The 24,792-nt window shown below is 61.4% G+C and carries 18 protein-coding genes; 6 read left to right on the top strand and 12 right to left on the bottom strand.

What is annotated here, in order from left to right; all coding sequences use genetic code 11:
- Positions 1–269 precede the first annotated feature (269 nt).
- Together CXQ82_RS13540 and CXQ82_RS13535 are read left to right on the top strand one after the other, a co-directional pair.
- Complete coding sequence (locus tag CXQ82_RS13540) at positions 270–1,580, top strand: MFS transporter (protein ID WP_101269721.1); 1,311 nt, start codon at positions 270–272, stop codon at positions 1,578–1,580.
- Positions 1,581–1,608: 28 nt separating this feature from the next.
- Complete coding sequence (locus CXQ82_RS13535) at positions 1,609–2,685, top strand: nucleoside hydrolase (protein ID WP_101269719.1); 1,077 nt, start codon at positions 1,609–1,611, stop codon at positions 2,683–2,685.
- Positions 2,686–2,725: 40 nt separating this feature from the next.
- On the opposite strand, the gene metC is transcribed toward CXQ82_RS13535, so the two are convergent.
- The 10 genes from metC to CXQ82_RS13485 all read right to left on the bottom strand — a co-directional run bounded on the left by metC (position 2,726) and on the right by CXQ82_RS13485 (position 13,237).
- Positions 2,726–5,425, bottom strand: coding sequence for a cystathionine beta-lyase (metC, locus tag CXQ82_RS13530; RefSeq protein ID WP_101269717.1), 2,700 nt, complete (start codon positions 5,423–5,425; stop codon positions 2,726–2,728).
- A gap of 27 nt (positions 5,426–5,452) precedes the next feature.
- Positions 5,453–6,100: a glutathione S-transferase family protein gene (locus tag CXQ82_RS13525; protein ID WP_101269715.1), complete on the bottom strand. Its 648-nt coding sequence runs from the start codon at positions 6,098–6,100 to the stop codon at positions 5,453–5,455.
- 74 nt (positions 6,101–6,174) lie between these two features.
- Entirely contained in the window at positions 6,175–6,771 is a 597-nt protein-coding gene (locus CXQ82_RS13520; protein WP_101269713.1) for a cysteine dioxygenase, read from the bottom strand.
- Between the two features lie 16 nt (positions 6,772–6,787).
- The gene (locus CXQ82_RS13515) at positions 6,788–7,612 is read right to left on the bottom strand and encodes an amino acid ABC transporter ATP-binding protein (RefSeq protein WP_101269711.1); all 825 of its coding nucleotides are present in this window, start codon (positions 7,610–7,612) and stop codon (positions 6,788–6,790) included.
- Entirely contained in the window at positions 7,599–8,282 is a 684-nt protein-coding gene (locus tag CXQ82_RS13510) for an amino acid ABC transporter permease (RefSeq protein WP_101269709.1), read from the bottom strand. Before CXQ82_RS13510 ends, CXQ82_RS13515 begins: the two co-directional genes overlap by 14 nt.
- The gene (locus tag CXQ82_RS13505; protein ID WP_101269707.1) at positions 8,272–8,997 is read right to left on the bottom strand and encodes an amino acid ABC transporter permease; all 726 of its coding nucleotides are present in this window, start codon (positions 8,995–8,997) and stop codon (positions 8,272–8,274) included. Before CXQ82_RS13505 ends, CXQ82_RS13510 begins: the two co-directional genes overlap by 11 nt.
- Positions 8,994–10,196, bottom strand: a complete 1,203-nt coding sequence (locus CXQ82_RS13500; RefSeq protein WP_101269705.1) for an aminotransferase class I/II-fold pyridoxal phosphate-dependent enzyme — start codon at positions 10,194–10,196, stop codon at positions 8,994–8,996. Before CXQ82_RS13500 ends, CXQ82_RS13505 begins: the two co-directional genes overlap by 4 nt.
- Positions 10,193–11,614 carry an FAD-binding oxidoreductase gene (locus CXQ82_RS13495; protein ID WP_101269703.1) on the bottom strand — a complete coding sequence of 474 codons (1,422 nt, stop codon included), beginning with the start codon at positions 11,612–11,614 and terminating at the stop codon, positions 10,193–10,195. Before CXQ82_RS13495 ends, CXQ82_RS13500 begins: the two co-directional genes overlap by 4 nt.
- Complete coding sequence (locus CXQ82_RS13490; protein ID WP_101269701.1) at positions 11,607–12,413, bottom strand: transporter substrate-binding domain-containing protein; 807 nt, start codon at positions 12,411–12,413, stop codon at positions 11,607–11,609. The genes CXQ82_RS13495 and CXQ82_RS13490 overlap by 8 nt, the downstream gene beginning before the upstream one ends.
- A 2-nt stretch (positions 12,414–12,415) precedes the next feature.
- On the bottom strand, positions 12,416–13,237 hold the full coding sequence (locus CXQ82_RS13485) for a transporter substrate-binding domain-containing protein (protein ID WP_101269698.1): 822 nt from the start codon (positions 13,235–13,237) through the stop codon (positions 12,416–12,418).
- Between the two features lie 243 nt (positions 13,238–13,480).
- On the opposite strand from CXQ82_RS13485, the gene CXQ82_RS13480 reads away from it, so the two are divergent.
- From CXQ82_RS13480 to CXQ82_RS13470, 3 genes are all read left to right on the top strand, one after another.
- Positions 13,481–14,332, top strand: coding sequence for a LysR substrate-binding domain-containing protein (locus CXQ82_RS13480; RefSeq protein ID WP_371917344.1), 852 nt, complete (start codon positions 13,481–13,483; stop codon positions 14,330–14,332).
- Positions 14,333–14,506: 174 nt separating this feature from the next.
- On the top strand, positions 14,507–15,652 hold the full coding sequence (locus CXQ82_RS13475) for a MalY/PatB family protein (RefSeq protein WP_101269694.1): 1,146 nt from the start codon (positions 14,507–14,509) through the stop codon (positions 15,650–15,652).
- 91 nt (positions 15,653–15,743) lie between these two features.
- Positions 15,744–18,674: a dermonecrotic toxin domain-containing protein gene (locus CXQ82_RS13470; protein WP_157832157.1), complete on the top strand. Its 2,931-nt coding sequence runs from the start codon at positions 15,744–15,746 to the stop codon at positions 18,672–18,674.
- 131 nt (positions 18,675–18,805) lie between these two features.
- Here CXQ82_RS13470 and CXQ82_RS13465 read toward each other — a convergent pair whose 3' ends face one another.
- Together CXQ82_RS13465 and CXQ82_RS13460 are read right to left on the bottom strand one after the other, a co-directional pair.
- On the bottom strand, positions 18,806–19,021 hold the full coding sequence (locus CXQ82_RS13465; protein ID WP_003173733.1) for a molybdopterin-binding protein: 216 nt from the start codon (positions 19,019–19,021) through the stop codon (positions 18,806–18,808).
- A 143-nt stretch (positions 19,022–19,164) separates the two neighbouring features.
- Entirely contained in the window at positions 19,165–23,520 is a 4,356-nt protein-coding gene (locus CXQ82_RS13460; RefSeq protein ID WP_101269690.1) for a hypothetical protein, read from the bottom strand.
- A gap of 308 nt (positions 23,521–23,828) precedes the next feature.
- Between CXQ82_RS13460 and CXQ82_RS13455 the strand changes: the two genes are divergently transcribed.
- A complete protein-coding gene (locus CXQ82_RS13455) occupies positions 23,829–24,785 on the top strand; it encodes an aliphatic sulfonate ABC transporter substrate-binding protein (protein ID WP_101269688.1) in 957 nt (318 codons plus the stop codon).
- Positions 24,786–24,792 lie beyond the last annotated feature (7 nt).

Genomic DNA, 24,792 nt, shown 5'->3' with positions numbered 1-24,792 from the left:
CTGCGCCATAGAGCGTGGTCTTGCATAACACTGAGGTCTCAAGGTTGACGCTTATCCTGTGGCGAGGGAGCTTGCTCCCGTTGGGCTGCGTAGCGGCCCCAAAAAAGCTGGGAGCGCTGCGCACAAGCTCGCTCGCCACGCAGGGAAATGCGAACCCCGGACCACCTCAGTCTTCTGACACTGCCTTTGGAAGTCGCTGCTACAGCATTCCGAAGTGCTGGAACACAGCGGCAACATAAAAACCATAAGTCACCGCCAGGAGACACCCCATGCCCATTGCGAATGCAGCGCCCGCGACCACGGTCGCCGACCCGGTCAACACGCTTTACCACAAGATCACCTGGAAGCTGATTCCCTTCCTGTGCTTCTGTTATCTAGCCGCCTACCTGGACCGGATCAACATCGGCTTCGCCAAACTGCAGATGCTCGACCAGCTCCAGTTCAGCGAAACCGCGTTCGGCCTTGGCGCCGGCCTGTTCTTTGTCGGCTACATCCTCTTTGAAGTACCGAGCAACCTGGTGCTGGAACGGGTCGGCGCGAAAATCTGGATTGCGCGCATCATGATCACCTGGGGCCTGCTCTCGGCCTGCACCATGCTGGTCACCTCCACTACCCAGTTCTACATCCTGCGCTTTCTGCTCGGCGCCGCCGAAGCGGGCTTCCTGCCGGGCGTGCTGTACTACCTGACCACCTGGTTTCCCACGCATCGGCGCGGGCGCATCATTGCGCTGTTCATGATCGGCCTGCCCCTGTCCAGCGTGATCGGCGGCCCGTTGTCCGGCTGGATCATGGGCCACTTCGACCACATGGGCGGGTTGCGCGGCTGGCAGTGGCTGTTCTTGATCGAGGCGGTACCCAGTGTATTGCTCGGCATACTGACCTTCTGGGCGCTGCCCAACACCTACCAGCAAGCCAAATGGCTGTCGGACGAAGAAAAGGCCTTGTTGGCCACTGAACTGCGCAAGGACGACGCCGACGCTACCGGCAGCAAGCACAGCTTCCGCGACGGCTTCTTCAACCTCAAAGTGTGGATGCTCGGCGGTATCGACTTCTCGATCCTGCTCAGCGCCTACGCCATGGGCTTCTGGATGCCGACCTTTATCCGCAACGCCGGCGTCACCGACACCTTCCATATCGGCGTGCTCACCGCGCTGCCCAGCGTCGCCGCCCTGCTGGGCATGCTGCTGATCGGCGCCAGTTCCGACAAACACCGTGAACGCCGCTGGCACATCATCGTGCCGTTTTTCATCGGCGCAGCAGCGATGGCCACCAGCACCTTTTTCACCCATAACGTGGCGGCTACCGTGGCGCTGTTCGCGATTGCCTCGGCGGCGATCATCGGCGCAGTACCGGTGTTTTTCAGCCTGCCGGCGACCTTTCTCAAAGGCACCGCCGCGGCCACCGGTTTCGCCCTGGCCTGTTCGCTGGCGAATATCGCAGGCCTGGTGAGCAACTCATTGATGGGGGTTGCGATCGACGTTACCGGCAGCAGCGCGGGGGCCTTGTGGTTTTTTGCCGGCTGCCTGATCCTCAGCAGCTTCCTGGTCATCGCCTTGCCGGCGAAACTGGTGAACCGTTAACAACAACAATTTTTGCGGATGAATCACCATGCAAGGCTTCTTTAAAAGCTGTGCGCTGCTTGTGGCAGTCGGCCTGTGCGCCGGCACCGCCCAAGCGGCGGAAAAAGTCATATTCGACACCGATTTCAACGTGCTCAACGATGACGGCCAGGCCTTTATCATGCTCGCCCAGTTGCATGCGCAAAAACGCATCGAGCTGCTGGGCATGACCCTGGTCAGCGGCAACGCCTGGGTCGATCAGGAACAGGTCGACGCCCTCAAGGCCGTGGAACGCATGGGCGTGGAAAAAGACGTCGGCGTCTACTCCGGCGCCGCCTACCCGCTGCTGCACGACTACGCCACCTACGCGGCGGAAAAAGCCCTGTTCGGCTCAGGCTGGCCGGGGGCGTTCAAAAACCCGCGGCCTACTTCGCCGTCGCAACTGGTAGCGCCACCGGATGGCCTGGCCACCCACACAAAGTTGCGCAAGGAAACCGCCGCGCAGTTCATTGTCGACAGCGTGCGCGCCAACCCGCACCAGGTCACCATTCTGGCCGTGGGCCCGCTGACCAACGTGGCCCTGGCGATTCGCTCGGCACCGGACATTGTGCCGCTGATCAAGCGCATCGTGTACATGGGCGGCGCCCTGGAGATTCCGGGCAACACCACGCCGGCGGCGGAATTCAACTGGTGGTTCGACCCGGAGGCGGCGAAGATCGTGTTGCGCTCGCCGATCGAACACGTGATTTTCCCGAATGACGTGTGCGAGAAAGTCACCTTCGACAGGTCGGTGTATCAACGCGTGATCTCCCAGAAAGGCGCAATTGCCGACCTCTACAAACACGAGTTCGGCGCGCTTTTCGACAAGGACCCGAACTACCACAGCTTCACCTGGGACAGCCTGCCGGCGCTGTACCTGGTCAACCCGCAGATCGTCACCGAATCCCGCGATATGTGGGTGGATGTCGACGCCACGTTCGGCGCCGACTACGGCCGCGCCCTGGGCTACAAGAAAGGCGCCCCCGTAGGCACGCAGAAAGCCAAGGTGGTGTTTGGCGTGGATCAGCAGAAATTCTGGGATGGCTACGTCAACCTGGTGACCCTGCCCACGCCGGTCAAGCACTGACCGGCCGAGCGCTCCCACCTCGGGTGGGAGCGCTTGTCACTTACCCCGCCAGTGCAAAGCCGCGCTGTAGGTCTTCGATCAACGCGGCCACATCTTCCAGCCCGATATGCAAGCGCACCACCGGGTTCAGCGCGCGGTCCGGCGCACTCTGGCGGTCCTGGGTGTCGGCCACGGTAACCAGGCTTTCATAGCCGCCCCACGAAGCCCCCAGCCCAAACAGCTGCAAGCCATCGATAAAGCGTTCGAGGTAACCGGCGTCGGCATTCGCCAACTCGAACGACAACAACCCATTGCTGCCACTGAAATCCCGACGCCACAGCGCATGCCCCGAATGCTCGGGCAAGGCCGGATGGAACACCCGCTTGACCTGCGGCTGCGCCTGCAACCACAGGGCGATGTCCACGGCCTGGCGTTCGTGTACATCCAGGCGCGAGGCCAGGGTTCGCGCGCCACGCAGGATCAGGTAGGCATCGTCGGCGCTGACCGCATTGCCGAAGGTGTCGCTCATCTTGCCGAGTGCCGGCCAGGCCGCTGCAGTGGTGCAGACGCTGCCCATCATCACATCACTGTGGCCGCCGAGGTATTTGGTCAGGGCCATGATCGAGATATCCGCACCCAATGCCAATGGCCGGTACAGGTAGCCCGCGCCCCAGGTGTTGTCCACGGCCAGCAGGATATTGCGCGGCTTACACAGCGCAGCAATCGCCGGCAAGTCGCACAGCTCATACAGCAACGAACCCGGCACTTCGGCGTAGACCAGCTTGGTATTGGCTTGCAGCTGCGCTTCAAGGCCCTGGCCATCCGCTGCGAAATAACTCACCTCGATGCCGAATGGCTGCAGGAATTCACGCGCCAGCTTGCGCACCGGCGAATACACCGCGTCGGTGATCAGCACATGATCGCCGGGGCGCAGGTAGGCCAGGAATACCTGGGCGGCGGCGCCGAGGCCGGTGCCATAGAGGCGGGTGCGGAAGCCGCCTTCCAGCTCGGTCACCAGGTCTTCCAGGGCATGGGATGTCGGGTTGCCACGGGCACCATAGGTCAGCACGCGCTCAGCGTCACGGCGCGCGCGGGCATCGCGCATTTGCGCCAGGTTGTCGAACAGCACGGTGCTCAGGCGCGTGACCGGCACGTTGACCGCACGCCCGCCGTGGCCCTTTTCGGTGCGGGCGGCGTGGATCAACCGCGTGCGCACCCGCGACGGTGGCGCCAGGGGCTTCAGACTGGCGATTTCCGCGTCACTCATTTGCGCCAGCAAGCCGATTTCCCAGGCCAAGTACTGGCGCGCGGCGTCTTTGTTGCCACTGTGGCGGTCGTGGGTAAAAAACAGGAAGTCGATGCACTGCGCGTCGGCCAAAGTGTGCGCGCCCTCGTTGACCGGCAAGCCAGCGCTGGCCCAGGAGGCGAAGCCGCCGTCCAGCAACCGCGCCGACAAACCCTCGGCGGCAAACGCCGCCAACGCCGGGTCATCCGCCACCAGCACCAACGGGCGATGATCGGTATTGAGCAGCGCACGAATCGACCAGCGCGAACCGGCAATATGCCCCTTGCGATAGACCATGCTGGGGCGCAGGTCGATCAGGTTCACGTCGCTCAGTTCCAGCGCCAGAGCCTGGGCGCTGATCAACGGCAGCGCCTCAAACGCCACCGGCTGCAGCGGCGGCAAGGCCAGGCCACTGTCGATGCCGTCGCGCAATACATAGGCTTGATGCCCCAGCTGACGCAGCCAACTGGCGACAATCGGCGCACGCACGCCATCGCTGTCCACCAGCACGATGCGCGCCTGGCGCACGCCGATGTACAGGTCGGTGGACTGGATCAACTGGCCGCCCGGCGTGTGCTGTGCGCCGGGCAATGTGCCGAGGGCAAACTCCTCGGCGGTACGCACGTCACACAGGAACAGGCTGCGTTGGGTGTCATCGGCCCACTGGCGAACCTGATCCGCCGCCACCGTTACCACCCCTGCCCGTTCGGCCAATTGCCGCGCGGCCTGGCGCTGTTGGGCCAAGTTCGTGCTGACCTGCTCGGCATAGCGCCGGGTGCTGCCGTGCTCCAGCTGGAAATCCTCCAGGTACCAGCCCTGGGTGCCGTTTTCCAGCGCGTAAATCGGGTTCTTCAACCCCAGGTTGATCAGGGTCTGTGCGCCGATAATGCTGCGGGTGCGCCCGGCGCAGTTGACCACGATCGGCGTGCTCGGGTCCGGCACCAGATCATGCACGCGGTAGCCCAGCTCGCCATTCGGGCAGCAGATGGAACCGGGGATGGTCATCTTGCGGTACTCATCGAACGGCCGCCCATCCAGCACCACCAATGGCTCGCCACGCGCCTGCCACTCGGCCAGTTGACGCGCGGTGACGTGCGGGGTGTGGCTGGCCTCTTCGACCAACTCACCAAAGGCCTTGGACGGCACATGCACCCCAGCGAACAACTGCAAGCCTGCCGCTTGCCAGCCATCCGCACCGCCCGCCAGTACGTGCACATGGCGGTAGCCCAGCACCTGCAAGCGTGCGGCGGTACGCGCCGCCACTGTGCCGCCGTCCTGGTCGTAGATCACCAGGCGCACCTGCGGGTTGGGCGCCAGGCGGCGTACCTCCAGCTCCAGGCGGCTGTAGGGCAGGTTCACCGCATGGAACAGGTGGGCCTCGCCGTACTGCCCGTGTTCGCGCACGTCGAACAGGGCGATTTCCTGCCCGTCGAACAGCCATTGTTGCAGTTGACTGGGGGTGATGGTCTGGCTCATGGAAGTCCCAACAAGTTAAAAGAAGAGTTACTGCAACGCCAACGAGCGCTCGCCCGCTGCCACTTCGCGGCCCCTGGCATAGGCCCGCTGCACCGCCGGCCGTGCCTTGATGCGCTCACGCCACGCGTGGATATGCGGGTAGTGCGCCAGGTCCTGGCCCTGGCGTTGCGGTTGAATCCACGGAAAAATCGCCATATCCGCCACCGAATAGTCGCCAGCCACGTACGCCACTTCGGCCAGGCGCTGCTCCAGCACGCGGTACAGGCGCGTAGCCTCGGCATTCAACAGGTCGAGGGCGAAGGGAATCGGCTCCGGCGCCTTCTCCTTGAACAGCTGCAGCTGGCTCAGGTACGGGGTGATATGCCCCACTTGCCAGAACAGCCACTCCTGCACCTTTTGCCGCTCGGCAGTGCCAGCCGGCGGTAGGAATTGCCCGGCGCTGTCGGCCAGGTAATTGAGGATCGCGCCGGACTCGAACAGGCTCAACGGGGTGTCAGGGCGATGGTCGACAATCGCCGGTATCCGCCCATTGGCGCTGATGCGCTGGAAGCTCGCCTGCCGCTGCTCGCCTTCGCGGATATTCACCGGCAGCAGGCGGTATTCAAGCCCAAGCTCTTCGAGCAGGATGCCGACTTTCAAGCCGTTGCCGGTTGGCCAGTAATAAAGATCAATCATAAAAACCCATGGATAGATGCGGTCAAACTGTGGGAGGGGGCATACCCCCTCCCACAGTTGAAAAAGCTGGTGTGTCAGGCATACGCCTTGATCGACGGCGCCATCTGCGAGGCGTTGTAGTTGAGGATGCGCCCGTCCGCTTCCACGCCGTAACGGCCGTTGAGCGATTCCAGCGGCAAGCCGTAGAGGTGGAAGTGCAGCGTCGCCTGCTCGCCTTCAACCTTGATTCCGTGCAGGTCTTCGCCGAGGAACGAAATCGAGGTGCCTGGCTGCACGATCACTTCTTTTTCAAGACTCAGGGTGGTGAAACCCGGCTCACGGCCGTCGTCATTGCGGGCGTAGACGTAGTTGATTTCCTGGCCTTCCACCGCGCTGATGATCGCCCAGGTTTCGTGGTTGTGCGCGATGGTGCTTTTACCCGGCAACAGCGAATTCAGGTACAGGGTCGGAGTATCGCCGTCGTCATTCAGGCGATAGCGGAACGCGGTGCTGCCCTGCCCCGGCACCGGAGCGGGGAAGGCCTCGAAGTTGAACAGGTCGCGGCGCTCGGCAAGCTGCTCCAGCAGGCCGACGATTTCTACCAGGGCCGCACGGTCTACGCCGCGCTTGTTGATGACGCGAATCTGCTGCAAGAACGCTTCGATAACGGCGGCACGGTTTTCGATACTCATCACGGGTTTCCTCTTATCAGACAGACAGGCTGTAACGGCTCAAATTGGTCAACAGGTACGGATCGTGAGCGATGGGGCCACGGCGCCCCGAATCACCCAGGGCATGGCGCAGGAACGTCTGGGTGCGTTCGCTGGCCGGGTTCTGGAAAATCTGCGCGGCGCTGCCATGCTCGACAATCACACCGTTTTCGGTGAAGTACACGACGTCGCTGATCTCTTCGGCGAAGCGCATTTCATGGGTGACCAACACGCAGGTCATCCCCTCTTCGGTGAGTTCGCGGATCACCGTCAGCACTTCGCCGACGGTTTCCGGGTCGAGCGCCGAGGTCACTTCATCGAACAGGATCAATTCAGGCCGCATCGCCAGGGCACGAGCAATCGCCACGCGCTGCTGCTGGCCGCCGGAGAGCTGGCCGGGGTAGGCATCGGCCTTGTGCTCCATGCGCACCTTGGCCAGCAGCGCCCGTGCATCTTTTTCGGCATCGGCGCGGTTGCGGCCGAGCACCTTGCGCGGCGCGATCACCAGGTTTTCCAGCACCGACAAATGCGGGAACAGGTTGTATTGCTGGAACACAAAGCCCACGCGCTTGCGCAGCTCGATGCGCTGGGCTTCCCCGGCCAAGATGTCGACCTGGGTCTGGCCCACGCGAATGCTGCCGCGCTGGGGCTGCAACAGCCCGGTGATGCAGCGCAGGATCGTCGATTTGCCCGAACCCGACGGGCCGATGATCGACACTGCCTGGCCACGCAGCACGTCAAGGTCGATACCCTTGAGCACCGGGTTGGCACCGAATGACAGGTGCACATCGCGCAGGCTCACCAGGGGTTCAATAGAAGGCATAACGACGCTCCAGGTGTTGGGTCAGGCGGGAAATCGGGTAGCAGTAGGCAAAGAACAGCACCAGCAGGCTCAGGTAGATCAGTACGGTAAAACCGGTCATGTTCACGGTGTTGCTGGCGATCTGCGCGGTGTCGATCACGTCATGCACACCCACCAGGGAGGCCAGCGCGGTGCCCATGGTGACCACCGCGTAGAGGTTCATCCACGGCGGCAACATGCGCTTGAAACACTGCGGCAGGATGATCGAACGGAACAACTGGCCCCGGGTAAACGCCAGCGAGCGCGCGGCTTCCCACTGGGTGCTGGGGATTGAGCCGATGGCGCCACGGAATATCTCCGCCACGTTGGCACTGGCCGGCAAGGCCAGCCCGATCGTGACCTTGACCCAATCGGGGAACGATACGTAGCTGTTGCCGATATGAATCTCGAACGGAAACACGTAGGTGGTGAAGTAGATCAACACCAGCCACGGCGCATTGCGAAATACCTGCACCCACAGCCGCGCCACGAAGCCCAGGGGCGACAACGCCAGCGCGCCAATCAGCAGGCCCAGTACCGAACCGATGGCAATAGCCAACAGGCTGATCAGAATGTTCTGGCCAAAACCGGCAATCAGGGCGGGCGACCACTGCCATAAGGCCGACAGCACCGGGAATGAATCAATGGCCATAGCCGGGCATCCTCAGGCGCGCTTCCAGCCAGCGCCCCACACAATTGACGATAAAACTCAGCAGGCCGAAAAAGCCCAGGATCAGGATCATCAGCTCCAGCACGTTGTCGCTCTGGGTCCAGATCATGATCGCCGCGTAGGTGATGTCGCCCACGGCAATGGCCGAGGCCACGGCGGTCATCTTCACCAGGTCGATCAGGTTGTTGATCAGCGACGGCAAGGCGAAACGCAGCGCCAGCGGCAGTTGCACATTCCACAATAATTGGCGGCTGCTGAAGGCCAGGGAGCTGGCGGCTTCCAGTGTTACCGTGGGCACCGCTTCAATCCCGGCGCGCAAGGCCTCGGCATGGAATGCGCCCTTGTGCAGCGAAATCACGATGACCACCCAGGCAAACGGCGTGAGCGGGTTAGCGGCGCCGACGGCCTGGGTCAGCAGCATGTTCAGCACCAGGAACGCGCAGTACAGCTGCACCAGGGTCGGCGTATTGCGCGTGACTTCGATAAACACCCGCGCCGGCTTGGCCAGCCACGGGTTGCCCGAAGTCAGCATCGCCGCCAGGCTGATGCCCGCCAGCAGGCTGCCGATGATGGTGAACAGGCACAGCAGGCCGGTGGTCAACGCGCCCTGGACCAGGCTGCCGCGCTGGTAGGCGTCGAGCAGGAAGGTGTAATTGAGGCCGATACCAGCGGCCCAGTGGACGAACAATTCCATCATTGCAATTGCTCGCAGGCGGCGGCGATGCGCCGCCCGGCCTCGGCTACGCTGTCGGTCGCGGTGGCGATGGACAAACGGAACCACGGCGACAGCCCATAGGCACTGCCCGCGACACCGGCCACGCCCGCTTCCAGCAGCCAGGCGACCACATCAGCGTCGTTGTCGATGCGCTGGCCGTCCGGGCGCTGGCGCCCCAGCAAGCCGGCGCAACGCACAAATACGAAGAAGCCACCTTGGGGTTCGAGGACTTCCAGGCCTTCGACGTTTTTCAACGCCGCGAGCAAAATGTCCCGACGCAACTGATAGGCCGCGACCTGCTCCCCGAGAAACTCCAGCCCGCCGCTGTACGCCGCCAATGCAGCCGCCTGCCCTACCGAAGAAGCGCCGGAAGTGGATTGCGACTGAACCACAGCCATCGCGTCAGTAAGGATTCTGGGCCCAGCGCCGAAGCCGATGCGCCAGCCGGTCATGGCATAGGTCTTGGACACACCGCCCACCAGCAGGCAACGGTCCTGCAAGTCCGGAGCAACATTGAGCAGGCTCTGGGCCGGGCGGCCATCGAAGCGGATGTGTTCGTACAGCTCGTCCAACAGCACCAACACCTGAGGATGGCGACGCAGCACCGCAGCCAACGCCTGCAACTCGGCTGCGCTGTACACCGCGCCGCTGGGGTTGCCGGGGCCATTCAGAATCAGCCAGCGGGTGCGCGCACTGATGTGCTGCTCCAACTGCGCCGGCAGCAGCTTGCAGCCCTGTTCCAGGCCGCACTCGATGAACACCGGCTCGCCACCGTTGAAGCGCACGCTGTCCGGGAACGACGGCCAGTACGGCGTCGGCACCAGCACTTGATCACCGTCATCCAGGGTGGCGGCAAAGGCATTGAAGATAATCTGCTTGGCGCCGTTGGCGATCACGATGGATGCCAGCGGGTAGTCCAGCTGGTTTTCCTCGGCCAGTTTGCGTTGCACGGCAAGGCGCAGGGCTTTGACGCCGGGCGTCGGCGTGTACTTGGTGGCGCCGCCCGCGATGGCGGCATAGGCGGCTTTCTTGATGTGTTCGGGGGTATCGAAATCCGGCTCGCCGGTGGTGAGGTCGAGGATATCGCGGCCGGCTTCACGCAATTCAGTGGCGCGGGATTTGGCGGCGGCGTTGGCCGACAGCGACACCCGCTGCACGCGCCGGGACAGGCGGACGGTCATGGCTGTACCTCAAGGACTTTGCCGGGATTGAGCAGGTTATGCGGGTCAAGGGCCTGCTTGATACGGCGCATCAGGTCCAGCTCCACGGCACTTTTATAACGGCCGAGCAGGCCGACCTTGCGCTGGCCGATGCCGTGTTCGGCGCTGATCGAACCGCCGTGGGCGTGCGCGCTGTCATGCACCAGGGCACTCAGCTCGGCGTAGTGGGCCATATGCGCGTCCACCGTCGATTGCAGCGGATGGGCCACGTTGTAATGCAGGTTGCCATCGCCCAAATGGCCGAAAGTGAAGTTGCGCACGCCAGGGAAATGCTGCTGGAGCAAGGCGTCGGTATGGGCAACGAAGGCCACCACCTGGGAAATCGGTACCGAGATATCGTGCTTCATATTGCGCCCGGCGCGTTTCTGCGCCTCGCTCATGTTCTCGCGCAGCAGCCACAGGGCTTGGCTTTGCGTCAGGCTTTCGGCGATCAGCGCATCACTTAACAGCGCGTGTTCAAAGGCTTCGCCAAGGACGTGCTCGAAGGCCTCGCGCGCATGGCTTTCGCCGTGGTTATCCGACAGTTCGATCAAGGCAAACCAGGGCTGGCTGGCCGCATTGAAGGGCTGCGGGCCGTCTGGAAATTGCTCACGCAGCAGTGCCAGGCAATCGGCACTCAGCAACTCAAACGCGGTAAGGCTGGCGCCAAACCCGGCCCGGGCATGGGACAGGAATGCAACGGCCTGCGCCAACGCATCAAACGCGAGCAGCGCGGTGGCTTGGGCCTTGGGTAACGGGAACAGCTTCAAGGTCGCCGCGGTGATAATGCCCAGGGTGCCTTCGCTGCCGATGTACAAATCGCGCAGATCGTAGCCGGTGTTGTCCTTGCGCAAGCCACGCAGGCCGTGCCATATCTCCCCTTCGGCCGTCACCACTTCAAGCCCGAGGGTCAGTTCGCGGGTGTTGCCATAGCGCAGCACTGCGGTGCCGCCGGCATTGGTGCCCAGGTTGCCGCCGATGGTGCAACTGCCCTCCGCGCCCAGGCTCAGCGGAAACAGGCGATCCGCCTCGCGAGCCACGTCCTGGATGGTCTGCAGGATGCAGCCGGCTTCCACCGTGAGGGTATCGTTGTCGGTATCGATGTTGCGCACCCGGTTCATGCGGTCGAGCAGCAGCAACACCGCACGCCCGCTGGCATCGGGTGTGGCGCCGGCCATCAGCCCGGTATTGCCGCCTTGCACCACGATCGGCGCCTTCAATGCCACACAGGCGCGCACCACTGCCGCGACTTCTTCCGTGTTGGCCGGGTGCACTGCCGCAATCACCCGGCCGCTGTAGCGGCCCTGCTTGTCGGTGAGGTAATGCGCCGCTTCATCGCTGGTTTGTACATGGGCCGCGCCGAGCAGTTGTTGCAAGGTGGCGAACAACGCATCACTCATGGCTGTACTGCTCGTGCAGGTCACGCAGGGCCTGGGACGGCGCCATGCCGGTGCGCTCGCCGAGGGCAATCAGGAAACCGCTTTTATGCCACTCACGCACGATGGCATCGAGCTTGGCCTGGGTGTCGTGCTCGCCTTTGCGAATCCAGATCACCGATTTCGACGGGATCAAGTCACCCGGCAGCGGTATTTCATACCCGGCCCACTCCGCATCCCCGAGCAGCGCATGCATGGTCGGGCTGACGTGCACTGCCGCCACGCAGCCATTGCCACGCAGCGACAACAGCGATTCGGACTGGCTGCGGAACGCCTTGATCTGCGCACCGTAGGTTTCCTGCAGCGGCTTGATAAAGTTGCTGCCCTGGGACACGCACACCGGCTTGTCCTTGAGGTCGGCCCATTGGGTGATGCCGGCACCCTTGCGAATCAACGCTGCGCCACCGACTTCTTCGTAAGGCGTGGGCACGTAGTCGAGGATCTCGGCGCGCTCTTCGGTAAACTGCATATTGGCGATCAGGATGTCGACCTTGCCCTGCTGCAAAAACTGCACGCGGTTGGGCGCCAGTACCGAGACGGTCTTGGTCTCGACACCCAGGGCCTGGCCGATGCCCTTGGCCAGTTCGACGTTGTAGCCCAGGTGCTCGCCCGTCTTGGGGTCAATAGTCCCGAACGGCGGGCCACTGAGGATCACGCCGACGCTGATCGCGTGGCGCTGCTGGATTTTGTCGAGGGTGGCGTCAGCCTGGGCGAAGCCGGCGCACAGGGCCAGGCCGAGTGCGGCAAGGGTTTTCACAGACATGCTCAGGCGCCCTTGAACTGTTGCTGCAATTCCACCAATGCCGGCGAGGCCGGGCTGATGCGGTTGCGGGTCTGGGCTTCGATCAGCCAGCCGCTGCGGTGCAGTTCCTTGACGATCGGGTCGAGTTTGGCCTGGGTGTCGCTTTCGCCGCGACGCGTCCAGATCACCGAAGGCGCCGGGTTGAGTTCGGGGCCAATCACGCGGTAGTCCTTCCACTCGGCGCTGTCATTGACCAGCGGGTTGATCAACGTGGAGTCATGCACCGCCGCTACACAGTTGTTGCCGCGCAGGGCCAGCAGCGATTCGGAAGAACTCTTGAAGGCCTTGAGCTGGGCGCCGAATTCGGTCAGCGGCTTGACGTAGCTGCTGCCCTGGGAGGTGCATACCGGCTGGTCCTTGAGGTCTTCCCAGCGGGCGATCTTGCTGTCCTTGAGCACCGCAGCGGCGCCACCGATGCGATAGAACGGCGTCGGCACAAAGCCGAGGATTTCACCGCGCTCGGCGGTCCATTCCATATTGGCGATGAGCAAATCGACCTTACCCTGTTGCAGGAACTGCACGCGGTTGGCCGGCAGTACCGGCACCAGCTGCACCTGGGCCTTGAGCTGGCGCCCGAGTTCGTTGGCCAGGTCCACATTCAAGCCCTTGGGCTGTTGCGTGGCCGGGTCGATGCTGCCGAACGGCCCGCCGGACAACAACACCCCCACCACCAGCACGTGGCGCTGCTCGATTTTGTCCAGGGTCGCATCGGCCTGCGCCGCCACACTGCCGCCCAAGGCGAGCATCGACCCCAGGGCCACCGGCAACCATTTCTTGAATTTCATTGGACTTCCCCCTGGCTGATGATCGGCGTACCCCGACCTGATGGAGGGGCATGCTAGGGAGAGTGCGAGGCCAACGGAAATGCAAATATCTCATATCGTTATAACTTGCCGTATCAGCACGGCCTACCATTTTGGAATAACCCAATATTTATTGATCCACGCAAAAAACTTTTTCAGCAATACATAAATATATGTAATGTTTAACTTCGCACCCTTGATGTAAAACTGCCCCTGGAAATGGCCATGTCCACCCTCGACCTTGAACTGCTGCGCACCTTTATCGCGGTGGTCGACCACCACAGCTTCGCCGAAGCCGGCACGCACCTGGCGCGTACCCAGTCGTCTGTGACCCAACATATGCAGCGGCTGGAGCAACAGGTTGGCGTGAGCCTGTTCGAGAAACGCGGCCGGCAAAAACAGCTGACCGAGCCGGGCATGCAGTTGCTGCGTCATGCACGGCAGATGCTCTCGCTGAACGATGACGCGTTGAATTCCCTGCGTGAAAGCAGCCTCAGTGGCGTGCTGCGCATCGGCTCGCCCCACGATATCGCCGACACCATCCTGCCGCCGATCCTCAGCCATATCGCCCGCTCCGCGCCGCGCCTGCGCCTGGAGATAGACGTGGGCCGCAGCCCGTTCCTGATGGACGACCTGCACCGTGGCAAGGTCGACATGGTGATTTCCACCCGCGCCGACCCGAACCTGGAAGGCTTTGCGCTGCGCACCTCGCCGGTGTGGTGGATCTGCTCGGCGCAGTACATTCACTCGCCGAGCGAACCACTGCCGCTGATCCTGGTGGACGAGCCGAGCATCTACCGGCGCTACGCCCTGGAGGCGCTGGAGCGGGCAAATATTGCCTGGCGCCAGGCGTACCTGGCGTCGAACCTGATCGGTATCAAGGCCGCCACCCGTGCGGGGTTGGGTGTGACCCCGCGCAGCATGGAAATGCTCGGTCCGGATATGCGCGTGCTGGGTGAAACAGACGGGCTGCCACGGCTGCCGGACGTCACCTATTACCTGTGGATTCGTCCGAACACGGCCAACCCGATTGCGCGCAAGGCCTATGACTTGATTCGTGCCAGCCAGGGCTTATAGAAATCCAAATGTGCGAGGGGGCTTGCTCCCGATGGCGGTGTATCAGTCTCAATAGCTTTGCCTGACACACTGCTATCGGGGGCAAGCCCCCTCCCACATTTTGATCTCCATACACCTGTCCCATCAGCTAGAATCGGCGCCATTATTTGCCCGCCTCCCTGACACGAGCCCCTCATGAGCTTTGATTTCGACACGATCCACCCTCGCCACGGCACCGGCAGCACCAAGTGGAACCGTTACCCCGCCGACGTATTGCCGATGTGGATCGCCGACATGGACATCGCCGCGCCGCCTGCCGTGCTGCAGGCCTTGCATGCGCGCCTGGACCAGCAGATCCTCGGCTACAGCGTGGCCGGCTCGGATGTGCGCGAGGCCATCATCGCCGACCTGTGGGCCAAGTACGCTTGGCGTGTGCAGCCGGAAGACCTGCTGTTTCTGCCTGGCGTAGAACCGGGTTTCAACATGGCGCTGCACGCCTTTGTGCAACCGGGCCAGCCGGTGGTGCTGCAAACCCCCAACTATAGGCCGATCCGCCTGGCGCCCGGGCACTGGAACCTGCCGCGTATCGAAGTGCCGTTCGAGCTGGTCAATGGCGAATACCTGACCCCACTGCCAACCCTGCACCAGGCTCTGAACGGCGCTGGCGCGCTGCTGTTGAGCAACCCGCACAACCCGATGGGCAAGGTATTCCCCCGCGAAGAACTGCTGGCCGTGGCCAACGCCTGCCTGGAACACGGCGCGTTGATCATCAGCGATGAAATCCACGCCGAGCTATGCTTCGACGGCCGCCGCCATATCCCCACCGCCAGCCTCAGCCCTGAAATCGCCCAGCGCACCATCACCCTGATGTCGGCGAGCAAGGCCTATAACGTCGCCGGCCTGAAGACCTGCTTTGCGGTGGTGCAGAACGCCGAGATCCGCGAGCGCTTCAACAACGCCCGTTGCGGCATGGTTGACAGCGTCAGCCCCCTGGGCCTGGAAGCCACCCGCGCCGCCTACAGCGAATGCGGCGAATGGCTCGACGCGTTGAAGCAGTACCTGCAAGCCAACCGCGATTACCTGCTCGACGCGGTGCAAAACCGGCTTCCCGGTGTGGTGATGCATGCACCGCAGGGCACGTTCCTGGCCTGGCTGGACTGCAGCGCCCTGGGCCTGGACGACCCACAGCAGTTCTTCCTCGAACAGGCCAAGGTCGGCTTGAGCGCCGGCATCGAATTCGGCGACGACAGCCAGCAGTTCGTGCGCCTGAACTTCGGCTGCCCACGGGCAATGCTGGAAGAGGGTTTGCAACGCATGGAGCGTAGCCTGCAAAACCGCTAAAAACGTCGGGAACCCACGCAGGCGCTTTCATCACTCATAGCAGTCCCCTCTGCCCATTGTGCTGTTGAAATTTCCCTGGAGTCCGTCGTCTATGCTTGCGATCAGTCCGTCTACCGCCACGCCGGTGTATCCCTTCGATTCATACACCGGGGAGGCGCTCCCGCCTGGGCCGTCATACCGCGTTGATGAGACAGATAGCAGACAAAGCCCGCGTCCTTCCGTGCGTACAACAGGGTTCGGACACCCGCTGGCGGTCCCCCCTGGCGAGCGTGAGAAGGCCAACTACAAGAAATTGGCGCAGGCCGTGCAAGCCGCACTCCCCTACCCACGCGCGGTGGCCAGGCAGTGGGCGCAAGACATCCTGTCCAAGCTCGGCGCACCGCAGCAAGATCCAGACACGCTGTTCTTGAACCGCTTCCGGCATGCGCAAAACGCCGACACGGTCACCGGCTGGGAACACCTGAATGAAGAGCCGAGCCTTTCCCAGCCACTGCCGCAAGCATTGCTGAGCAATTTCAGCGAGCACGACCAACTGCCCGGAGTGCTCGACCAACTGGCGGGCGTTTACAAGGTAGGTGCCGGGCACAGCAAAAAGGGCGGTTACGGCGCACACAACCAGGTTGCGCTGCTGCCGTCAGATATCATGAAGGAAGCGCGCAAGACTGATTTCCAGGCGCGCATCACCCAGATGCAAGCGCGTTTCTGGCGCGATCAAGGCGATAACTACCGCACCACGTTGAAAGGTGAATTTATCCACCGCGCCCGCCAACAGCTCAAGAACTACACACAGGCATCACCCGCCGAGCGTGACAAGATGCCGGCAGAGCAGCGTTTTACCCGCGAAGACTATCGCCTCGTCATGGGCGCTGCAGCCAACGTGCCACTTGACCGAAAGCAGCCCCTTACGGTCGCGCACTTACAGGCCCAGAGCCCGGCAAAGGGTGTGGTGCACGTTCATGCGTTTGATATCAACGGCTACCGCTCCAACGATATCCTGCGCTTTACCGCGCCTGACGACGGCACCCTCCCGCCATTGCGCGACCGTCGTGATGGCGTGCAAATACTCTACGTGCCCGGCCATCAACCAGCGTTTCTGCGGTTTGCCTCGTTGACGAAAATGGATGAGTGGGTCGCCGCCCAAGGCGGTGACGATAAAACGCGCAAAGCCATGGAATCGCACTTCTCCTTAAGGCACCTGCAAGACAACAGCGTCGGCTTCTGGAGCGGCGTCAAAGCGTTCATCACCGGTGACGAGCAATCCGACAAAGGCGTGGACACGTCCTTCAAATACCTGTCCAGAGGCTACTGGGACTCGATGGAGGGCACCGTAATCGACCGCACCAACGAGGTCATTCACGGTGATGTATTCAGCGCCATGCGGGACGCTACCCGACTGCGCATGAGCAGTGATGCGGATGTGCTGATCAAGTCCAATGGTGAAGTCAGCCGGGACACCTGGCTCAACGACCTGACAGTGGCAGCGGGGCTTGTCAGCAAGCTCGCGGTGATCGCCGAGCCGGCAGTGGTCGGCACCGCCGTCGCTACCAGCCTTGCAGAGACTGGCCTGGGCATTGAAAAGGCCGCTTCCGGCGACACCCAGCGCGAGCGCACGGAGGGCACCGCCAGCGCGCTGGATGGAGCAGTCAATACCTTGTTCTCGGTGGTGGGCAACGTGCGGGTGCCAGCCCGTGGACAGCCTTTCAGCAAAACGGCCTACACATTGCCACGCGCCAATGGCTATGACGTGGTGAGTGACGGCAAGGTCTACCGTTACCAGCAAAACAAACCTGGAATTTTGACCGACCTCGAATCAGCTGGGCATAACGACCCGCTTGAAAGCTTCGAAGCGACATGCCCTGCTCCCACGACGAGTGGGCGCGCGCGTCGTGGGGGCAGCGATGAATGTTTCACTAAGAGTATTGCGGACCTGCCAATGCCCGCCGCCCAGCTCCAGGCCATGGAACATGTCCAACTGTTTCCATCAAAAGCGGGGTTACTCAACAAGGGCAAAACGGTGATCTATGAAAAACGCCTGCACATTATGGTAGACACCGATACCGGGCCTCGGCTGGTTCCCGGCACCACTGCCAAGCGCATTACCTACAGAAAGAAAGTGAATGGCAAAATCGTTGCCGATCCGGGCTTCGGCTTGTATTCAGCTGGCACCGAAGGCGCATGGGCCAAAGACACGCGCGTGGTCAGGCTGAAAAAGATCAGCAACGCCAGTGATGACGAGCGCCAGGTCAGGGGGGTGGTCGTCACCAGTGGCGCCGACACGTATCTGGTGGTGGAGGCGGATGTCGGCGAGTTCTACTACGCACGGCTAGGCCCGACGCAGACCGGCACTATCACGTTCAGCAAATGCGGGCCCTTTCAACAAAGCCTCGTGAACGGCTACCGTCGGTTTCTGGGCAGTGACCTCGACACGGGCGCAGACCTCGTCGCCGCGAGCAAACTCCAGCAGGCCAACCGGCCAGCGGAAAAACCGGGCGCCTCGACCCGCCGGATAAAGCCCCCTGCACCGCCGAAACCGAGCAAAACCGTGCATGTCGAGATGAGTGAGTCGATAACGCTGGACACACGCAGCGACGTGCTTTCGACCCGCGGCCTGTCTGACTGCTCGGCACTGGTGGTGCTCAGCGGCTGGAACGGCGCCATCTACCAGACGCGCACGCTGATGCACCTGGGTGGCAGCAGCCTGGAACTGGGCCTGCGCGGTGGCAACACCCAGCAGCTGATGCACACATTGCGGGCTTCATTGAACAATGACAGCCAGGTCATCCTGGTCGGAGGTATCAATTCAGACTCGCTGCAAGGCATGGCAACTACCATCGGGCAAACGTACCGTGGCGAGCAACCGATCCGCGACCTGCTCGACCCTCGCTCAGGCGCGAAAGTGACGCTCGCCAGTTCGTCCGGCATTACCGTCAACGCCGATGGTACGTTCGAATTGGTCGAGGGGTCTGGCAAAGGCGTATTTTCCCGCGAAGACATCGCAAGGATCTTCGAACGCGTTGACTGAACAGGCGCGCACCGGGCCTGACTTCACGCATGTTGGAGGGGCGGTGCGACGACTCGACGTGCTCCCGATAGCGTTGCGTCAGTCAGCTTATCTCTATCTGACCCACTGCCATCGGGGAGCCCCTCCCGCATTTACAGCTTGGCGATGGACACTTCGGTGGACTTCACGAAGGCAATCACTTCGCTGCCCACTTTCAATTCCAGGTCACGTACCGAACGCGTGGTGATCACCGAAGTCACGATGCCGGAGGCCGTTTGCACGTCGATTTCAGACACCACTTCCCCCAGCAGAATTTCCTTGATCACACCCTTGAACTGGTTGCGCACGTTGATCGCTTTAATGGTCATGTCGGGTTTCCTTTAGCTGTTGGGTCAATCCGCACGAATGCGCAGGCCCTCAAAATGCGCCATCGACCAGAACATTAAAAGGAATATATATCTATTTGTTTATTCCATACAGATATATCAATCGCCACGCCCAGGTCATGCCACTAGAAATGGCTTGCTTCAATTTTCACCCCGTTCACCTGGGGCACTCGCAAGGACGAGCCAGCCTTACGTGGGGCAGTGATCGTCATCAGCAGGCCGTCGTTGGTGATAAATGTCGGCCGCGCCCTATCGTCCGTTGAGTCCTTGGCAAATGCCTGCCGGATAACCAGCTTCTGCGTTTGCCGATCAGTTTGCCCGTACAGGATCACCACCAGATCGCCCTCGGGTGAAACACTCCAATCCGCGACTTGCGCGGCGCTGTAGTCCAGCCTGATCACACTGTCGGCCGGATCAACAATGGTCACACCCAGATGGTGCTTGTTGATCACGTACGTATTGAACCCGCCCTCGGCAAAGATATCGGCGCCACCGTTGACAACAATCACGTTCGCGCCCTTGCCGGTGTAAGCCACATCGTTATCACCATTGAGGGTGATGAGATTGTTTTCGTCATTGCCCTGGACCAGGCTTTCGCCGTTCTCCACCGTCGTCACATTGGAAAATGACTGGGCGTGGGCGATTTTTTTCACGCCGTCCGTATTCGACTGTTCGGTTTTTATCGCGACGGTGTGGGTCTTGAGGTTGATCACATGCCCTACGTATTGGGCGGTTTTATCCTCTCCTCCCTCCCTATAGGTGCTGCTGAGCGCCCCCGAAAAGGTCAACGTATTGCGCCCGCCGCCGCCATCGATTGAGATTTGCCGGGGGCTGAAACCGTCCTTTTCGGTTTCCGCGACTTGTCGGGCGCGCTCCAGGGTCTGGCGTGCATCGGCGTTGATGACAACCGTATCGTCCGCACTGCCCCCCTTGATTGCTTTTTTGCCACCGCCGAGTAAGAAATAGTTGGGTTTGGTTTCCATCCCTACCACCCAGTCATCGCCGTCCCCCATGTCCCAGAGCGTGGCCTTGTGTTCGCCCTGCTCGCCTTCTACAGCGTGAACCGGCTTGCCGTTCATTGATTTGAAAGGGCCGAGAAAGCTATCGCCGCCCCCTTTGGCACTGACTGTCGGGACCTGGCCCGGTACCTTGATCTGATGCAGCAGCCACGTGACCGGTGAGTACCAGAGCGCGGGCGTAAGCCGGACCTTGCCCGGAGTCTGTTTGGCCTCTACATCAGTCGAACCAAAGACAACACGCTCGAAATACTCCTTGCCCTCACCCTTGAGGAAAGCCTCATAACGGGCCTGGTTCTGCGCCGCGTACTCTTTGGCGTATTTCGCTTCCAGATAGGGTTTCATCACCGCGAATCCAGGCTCAAACCCCAGGAATGACTGCATGCCGAGCGTGAATTTCTGCACACCTGACAGCGATGTATGTTTATCGATGTCCTCGACGGTGCGCACGGCTGAATAAATCGACTGCGCAACCATCAATGTGCCCGCCACGATCAGGCCCACCGGCCCGGCGACCCCGGCACCCGCCATAAATGCAGCGCCCAGAGTGATGGAAGTGACGGCATTGGTCACGGCGAAAGCCCCATTGACGTAGTGGTCCTGGGCCTCTTTGCCGCTGCTGCGGGCGGCTTTCTTGAACGAGTCGACGGCGTTATAGGTATCAAACGGCACGCTGAATACCAGGCCTACCCCGCCGGCGGCCTTGCCGATCATCTTGCCCAGGCTGCCGGCCTTGAAACGCATGATGGACGGCGCCTTATCCGCGATGGCTTTTTGCGCGACCTTGTTCAAGCCGATTTCTGCACCCAAGCCGACATAATCCGCAGCCAAGGCACCCAGGCCGATCGCGCCGGCAGTGGTATTGCCCTGTTGCAGGTTATCGACGGCACTGCGCAGCGCCTGAAAGGTGCTGAAGGCCCGAAACCCCAGCCCTGCGGCTTTGCTTGCACCCGCTGTATCCGTAGACCCCGAGGAGAAAAAATCCGCTGCCAGCGGTTTGTTGTTGCTCTGCAACCCTTGCATGTCCGCGGCGTGCTGCGCCATTTCGCGCAGGGGCGTTTGCAGCGATTCCGGCACATGCCCACCGTCGGCGCGGCTGATCAAGGGGGGATTGGCTGGGTCACGGTTCGTCGCGATTTCACCGAGGATATTTGCCACGCGGTCAGTGACGTCACTGGACGCCGCCTTCAGGTTCGCCGCAAAGCGGCTGTAATCGATCTGTAAGCTGCTAGCCAGCTTGCGCCCCTGCGGGTCTGCCGTCAGCGCGTCTTCAATCGGCTGGCCGTCGAGCCTCGCGCCCATCTTGTAAAGGTCGACACGGCTGACCTGCGCTTCGCCGATGCGGATCGGGGGGCGGGTCTTATCGAGTTTTTGCAAGCGTGCGATATCGGCCTCGTCGGTCGACCTGCTCGCGCTGGCCAGTGGCGTTGCAACCGGCCTGACGTTGGGAACCGGTGCCGGTGGCGGTGACAGCAGCGTTTTGAGCCCAGCCTCCGCGCGGTTGTCGAGTTGCCCATCGTAGAGACGAGCGGTGAAGGCTTCCGAGAGGAAATCACCTGCACTTCTGTGCGCACGTTTGCTCAGTTGATGACCGCCGCCGGTATACGGGTCGCGGTTTTCAGCCATCGCGAGGAACGCCTTGGGCTGTGCCTTGTAGTAGCCCACCATGCCGAGTTTGCCGGCAATCAGCGCGGCCTGCTTTTGCACGATGGGATCACCGGCAGAGCCTGGGGCCTGGTTTGCGATTCGATCGGCGACGCTGTTGTCGCCCAGAGAAGGCGGCGCAAAAAAATCGTCGCCGATAATCAGGGTGGGCGGTTCTCCCAGACACAAGCGTGTTTCCGGTTGATCGCCGGGGTTGGCAACCACCACGTCCATCTTCGTACCCAGTGAATTCGCCGTTGCCGGATCACGCTGTTGAAGCTTGAGCAGCGCGGCGTCAACAGCGGTGAATACCAGCCTGAGCTTGTTCAGATTGAGGTGGCCATGGTTTTCTATCCTGACGTTTACGCCCTGTAAAACCTTGTTCCGGGCCTCTCTGGGCTCCCCCAGGTTCTGCGCGGCCAGCCTTGCCCGCTGCTGCTCAATAAGTTCAAAGGCATAAGGATAATCCGCAGGCGCGCTAGCTTCATTGATCGTGTTGGTAAGCTTTTGTTTGAGCATTCCCATAACGGATTTCAATAGGCTATCTGGGTGATCCGCAATAAATTTTTTGACACGGCGCAATACCTTCAGCGCCTGCTCGTACTGGGACATACCTTTGAGCTGGTGGAGTTTATCCAGCCCTTCTGACACTTGGCTGTAGGCTCGACGGTGCGACGCGGCCGGGGCCGGGCCATAGCTGCGAAAGTCGTCTGCCGTCGGCACGCGGGAGGCATTGATGATCTCGACGGAATCGAGCCCGCTCAGGGGCAGGTCATAGGTAAACCTGACACTATTGTTGGCACTGGAATATTCAGGAATGCGATTTGGGTTAAATACACTGATCCTGTATTTCGGATCGTTTGGTGCGCTTTGCTTGATAGGGGGAACGGCTGACTTCAGCTCGTCGCTGGTGAAGATCTTTTTCAACCCCTGTTCAAACGCCTTGGCCGAAAAGAATTCGACAAAACCAAGGTTCGGGTCGTTGTAGTAGTAACTACGCTGGCCTTGGGGGGTGACGATTACACCTGCGGTCACACGATGGGCCTCGGCACCTATAAAGAGTGTTTTGGTGGTGGGCGAACCGATCAGCTGGGGCGCTATCGTGGTGTACGGAGCAACCCTCAAGGTGGCGGGGTCATGCCCTATTGAAATAATACTCACCCGCGCCTGGATTTCTCTGACAATCTGAAAAAACGCCTTGGATTCGGGAGCACCTGGGTTGGCCAACGCCTGATAGAAATTGCCCAGCAGGACATGCTGTTTACCCTCCGCCACGGCGAACGCCAACAAATGTGAGATTGCCGCGCATTCACCACCCGATGCCTGGTTAGTGAAGGAGAGATAGTAACCTTGTGCCATCGGCGTCACTTTCACCTTCTCGCCCGTCATCAGCTCCGTGAATTGCAGCACCGCGGCCTGATAAGGAAAGGCACTGCGCTGTTCGCTCAAACGCCACAACGCCCCCAACTGCTGCGGGCCTAAGTGTTTATCCAGCGCCAGCCGCATGAGGGCCACGTGGCTCATCGTTGCGGAATAACCCGGCAACTTGACGGTGGTAGGAGACTCGTAGCCTTTCAGGTATGCACTGTGATCCATGTGCCTGGCGTCAATCACCTTGGCGTGAAAGTGCTTCGGTACGTCTTGTTCCGGTATTGCTTTGGAGGCCGCTTCGTAGTCGTCGTCTACCGCTGCCGAGTCATCCTCGCGAACGCGGTTATGTGCTGATGCGGAGTGCTGTTCAAGCGGCACGTTTGAAAGGTTACTGGCGGACTCGCCAGGGATGGGAAAACCTGAACCTGCCGGGAAAGACGACAGCTGCATGGCGAACTCCTGATAACGACTCAACCTCCCTGTCCCGTGGATGTTCCTAGGCCGCCAACCTATCAAGCGGAGGCGAAGGTTCTCTATCAGACTTTTCCTCGCAGCCCGTGAAGATGTTGCTCTGGCAACATCAGTTCAACAATTTGCCCGGTAACACCACAGCGCCCTTCCCACCCAGCCCCGAAAATACGTTTGCACGCCTAATGGCACAGAGACTGCATATTCCTGTAAAGCATGAACAACCATGCCAGTTCGATTTTCTGAATATAAGAAAAGCCTTCTCTCAAACGCCTTGCCGGAGCTGTTCCATGAAACCCTTTACCAGACGTCTATTGAGCGCTTGCGCCCTCGCCCTCTGCCTGCAACCGCAGGCCTTTGCGGCCGACACCGATCCGGCCGAAGTCAACCTCGACTACGCCTACTACTCGCCTGTAAGCCTGGTGCTCAAGCACTTCGGCTGGCTGGAACAGGCGCTGCCCCAGAGCAAGGTCGGCTGGGTACTGAGCCAGGGCAGCAACCGCTCCCTGGAATACCTCAACAGCGGCGGCGTGGATTTCGCCTCCTCGGCCAGCCTGTCCGCCGTATTGAGCCGCGCCAACGGCAGCCCGATCAAATCGGTGTATGTCTACAGCCGCGCCGAATGGACCGCCCTGGTGGTACGCAAGGACTCGCCGCTCAAGAGCGTCACCGACCTCAAAGGCAAAAAAATCGCCGCCACCAAAGGCACCGACCCGTACCTGTTCACCCTGCGCAGCCTGCAGTTGGCCGGGCTGAAAAAGGACGATGTGGAACTGGTGCACCTGCAACACCCGGACGGCCGCACCGCGCTGGAAAAAGGTGATGTGGACGCCTGGGCCGGCCTCGACCCGCACATGGCCGCGAGTGAAATCCAGGCCGGTTCACGCCTGCTGTACCGCAACAAGGATTTCAACAGCTATGGCGTGGTCAGCGTCACCGAAAAGTTCGCCAAGGCGCATCCGCAAACCATCACCAAGGTGCTTGGTGCCTATGAAAAAGCCCGCGACTGGGCGGTGAAGCACCCGGATGAGTTCGCCAAGCTGCTCGCCGATGAGTCCGGCCTGCCGCTGGAAGTGGCCAAGCTGCAACTGTCGCGAACCGACCTGAGCACTCCATTCCTGAGCAGCAAGGATGTGCTGGCGTCGAAAGCGGCCGCACCGATCTTGGTGTCCGAAGAATTGGTGCGCAAAGGCGTCAATGTGGACCAAGTGATCGACCAGTTGATCGACACCTCGTTCGGCCAGTAAGGAGTCC

The organism is Pseudomonas sp. S09G 359 (assembly GCF_002843605.1).
Lineage (GTDB): Bacteria > Pseudomonadota > Gammaproteobacteria > Pseudomonadales > Pseudomonadaceae > Aquipseudomonas.
Note: the sequence above shows the minus strand (reverse complement) of the source record. Positions and strands in the feature narration are given on the sequence as shown.

What these genes read in the sequence shown, in the direction of transcription:
- CXQ82_RS13540 (WP_101269721.1), top strand. Translation starts at nt 270, where the DNA reads ATGCCCATTGCGAATGCAGCGCCCGCGACCACGGTCGCCGACCCGGTC.
- CXQ82_RS13535 (WP_101269719.1), top strand. Translation starts at nt 1,609, where the DNA reads ATGCAAGGCTTCTTTAAAAGCTGTGCGCTGCTTGTGGCAGTCGGCCTG.
- metC (WP_101269717.1), bottom strand. Translation starts at nt 5,425, where the DNA reads ATGAGCCAGACCATCACCCCCAGTCAACTGCAACAATGGCTGTTCGAC.
- CXQ82_RS13525 (WP_101269715.1), bottom strand. Translation starts at nt 6,100, where the DNA reads ATGATTGATCTTTATTACTGGCCAACCGGCAACGGCTTGAAAGTCGGC.
- CXQ82_RS13520 (WP_101269713.1), bottom strand. Translation starts at nt 6,771, where the DNA reads ATGAGTATCGAAAACCGTGCCGCCGTTATCGAAGCGTTCTTGCAGCAG.
- CXQ82_RS13515 (WP_101269711.1), bottom strand. Translation starts at nt 7,612, where the DNA reads ATGCCTTCTATTGAACCCCTGGTGAGCCTGCGCGATGTGCACCTGTCA.
- CXQ82_RS13510 (WP_101269709.1), bottom strand. Translation starts at nt 8,282, where the DNA reads ATGGCCATTGATTCATTCCCGGTGCTGTCGGCCTTATGGCAGTGGTCG.
- CXQ82_RS13505 (WP_101269707.1), bottom strand. Translation starts at nt 8,997, where the DNA reads ATGATGGAATTGTTCGTCCACTGGGCCGCTGGTATCGGCCTCAATTAC.
- CXQ82_RS13500 (WP_101269705.1), bottom strand. Translation starts at nt 10,196, where the DNA reads ATGACCGTCCGCCTGTCCCGGCGCGTGCAGCGGGTGTCGCTGTCGGCC.
- CXQ82_RS13495 (WP_101269703.1), bottom strand. Translation starts at nt 11,614, where the DNA reads ATGAGTGATGCGTTGTTCGCCACCTTGCAACAACTGCTCGGCGCGGCC.
- CXQ82_RS13490 (WP_101269701.1), bottom strand. Translation starts at nt 12,413, where the DNA reads ATGTCTGTGAAAACCCTTGCCGCACTCGGCCTGGCCCTGTGCGCCGGC.
- CXQ82_RS13485 (WP_101269698.1), bottom strand. Translation starts at nt 13,237, where the DNA reads ATGAAATTCAAGAAATGGTTGCCGGTGGCCCTGGGGTCGATGCTCGCC.
- CXQ82_RS13480 (WP_371917344.1), top strand. Translation starts at nt 13,481, where the DNA reads ATGTCCACCCTCGACCTTGAACTGCTGCGCACCTTTATCGCGGTGGTC.
- CXQ82_RS13475 (WP_101269694.1), top strand. Translation starts at nt 14,507, where the DNA reads ATGAGCTTTGATTTCGACACGATCCACCCTCGCCACGGCACCGGCAGC.
- CXQ82_RS13470 (WP_157832157.1), top strand. Translation starts at nt 15,744, where the DNA reads ATGCTTGCGATCAGTCCGTCTACCGCCACGCCGGTGTATCCCTTCGAT.
- CXQ82_RS13465 (WP_003173733.1), bottom strand. Translation starts at nt 19,021, where the DNA reads ATGACCATTAAAGCGATCAACGTGCGCAACCAGTTCAAGGGTGTGATC.
- CXQ82_RS13460 (WP_101269690.1), bottom strand. Translation starts at nt 23,520, where the DNA reads ATGCAGCTGTCGTCTTTCCCGGCAGGTTCAGGTTTTCCCATCCCTGGC.
- CXQ82_RS13455 (WP_101269688.1), top strand. Translation starts at nt 23,829, where the DNA reads ATGAAACCCTTTACCAGACGTCTATTGAGCGCTTGCGCCCTCGCCCTC.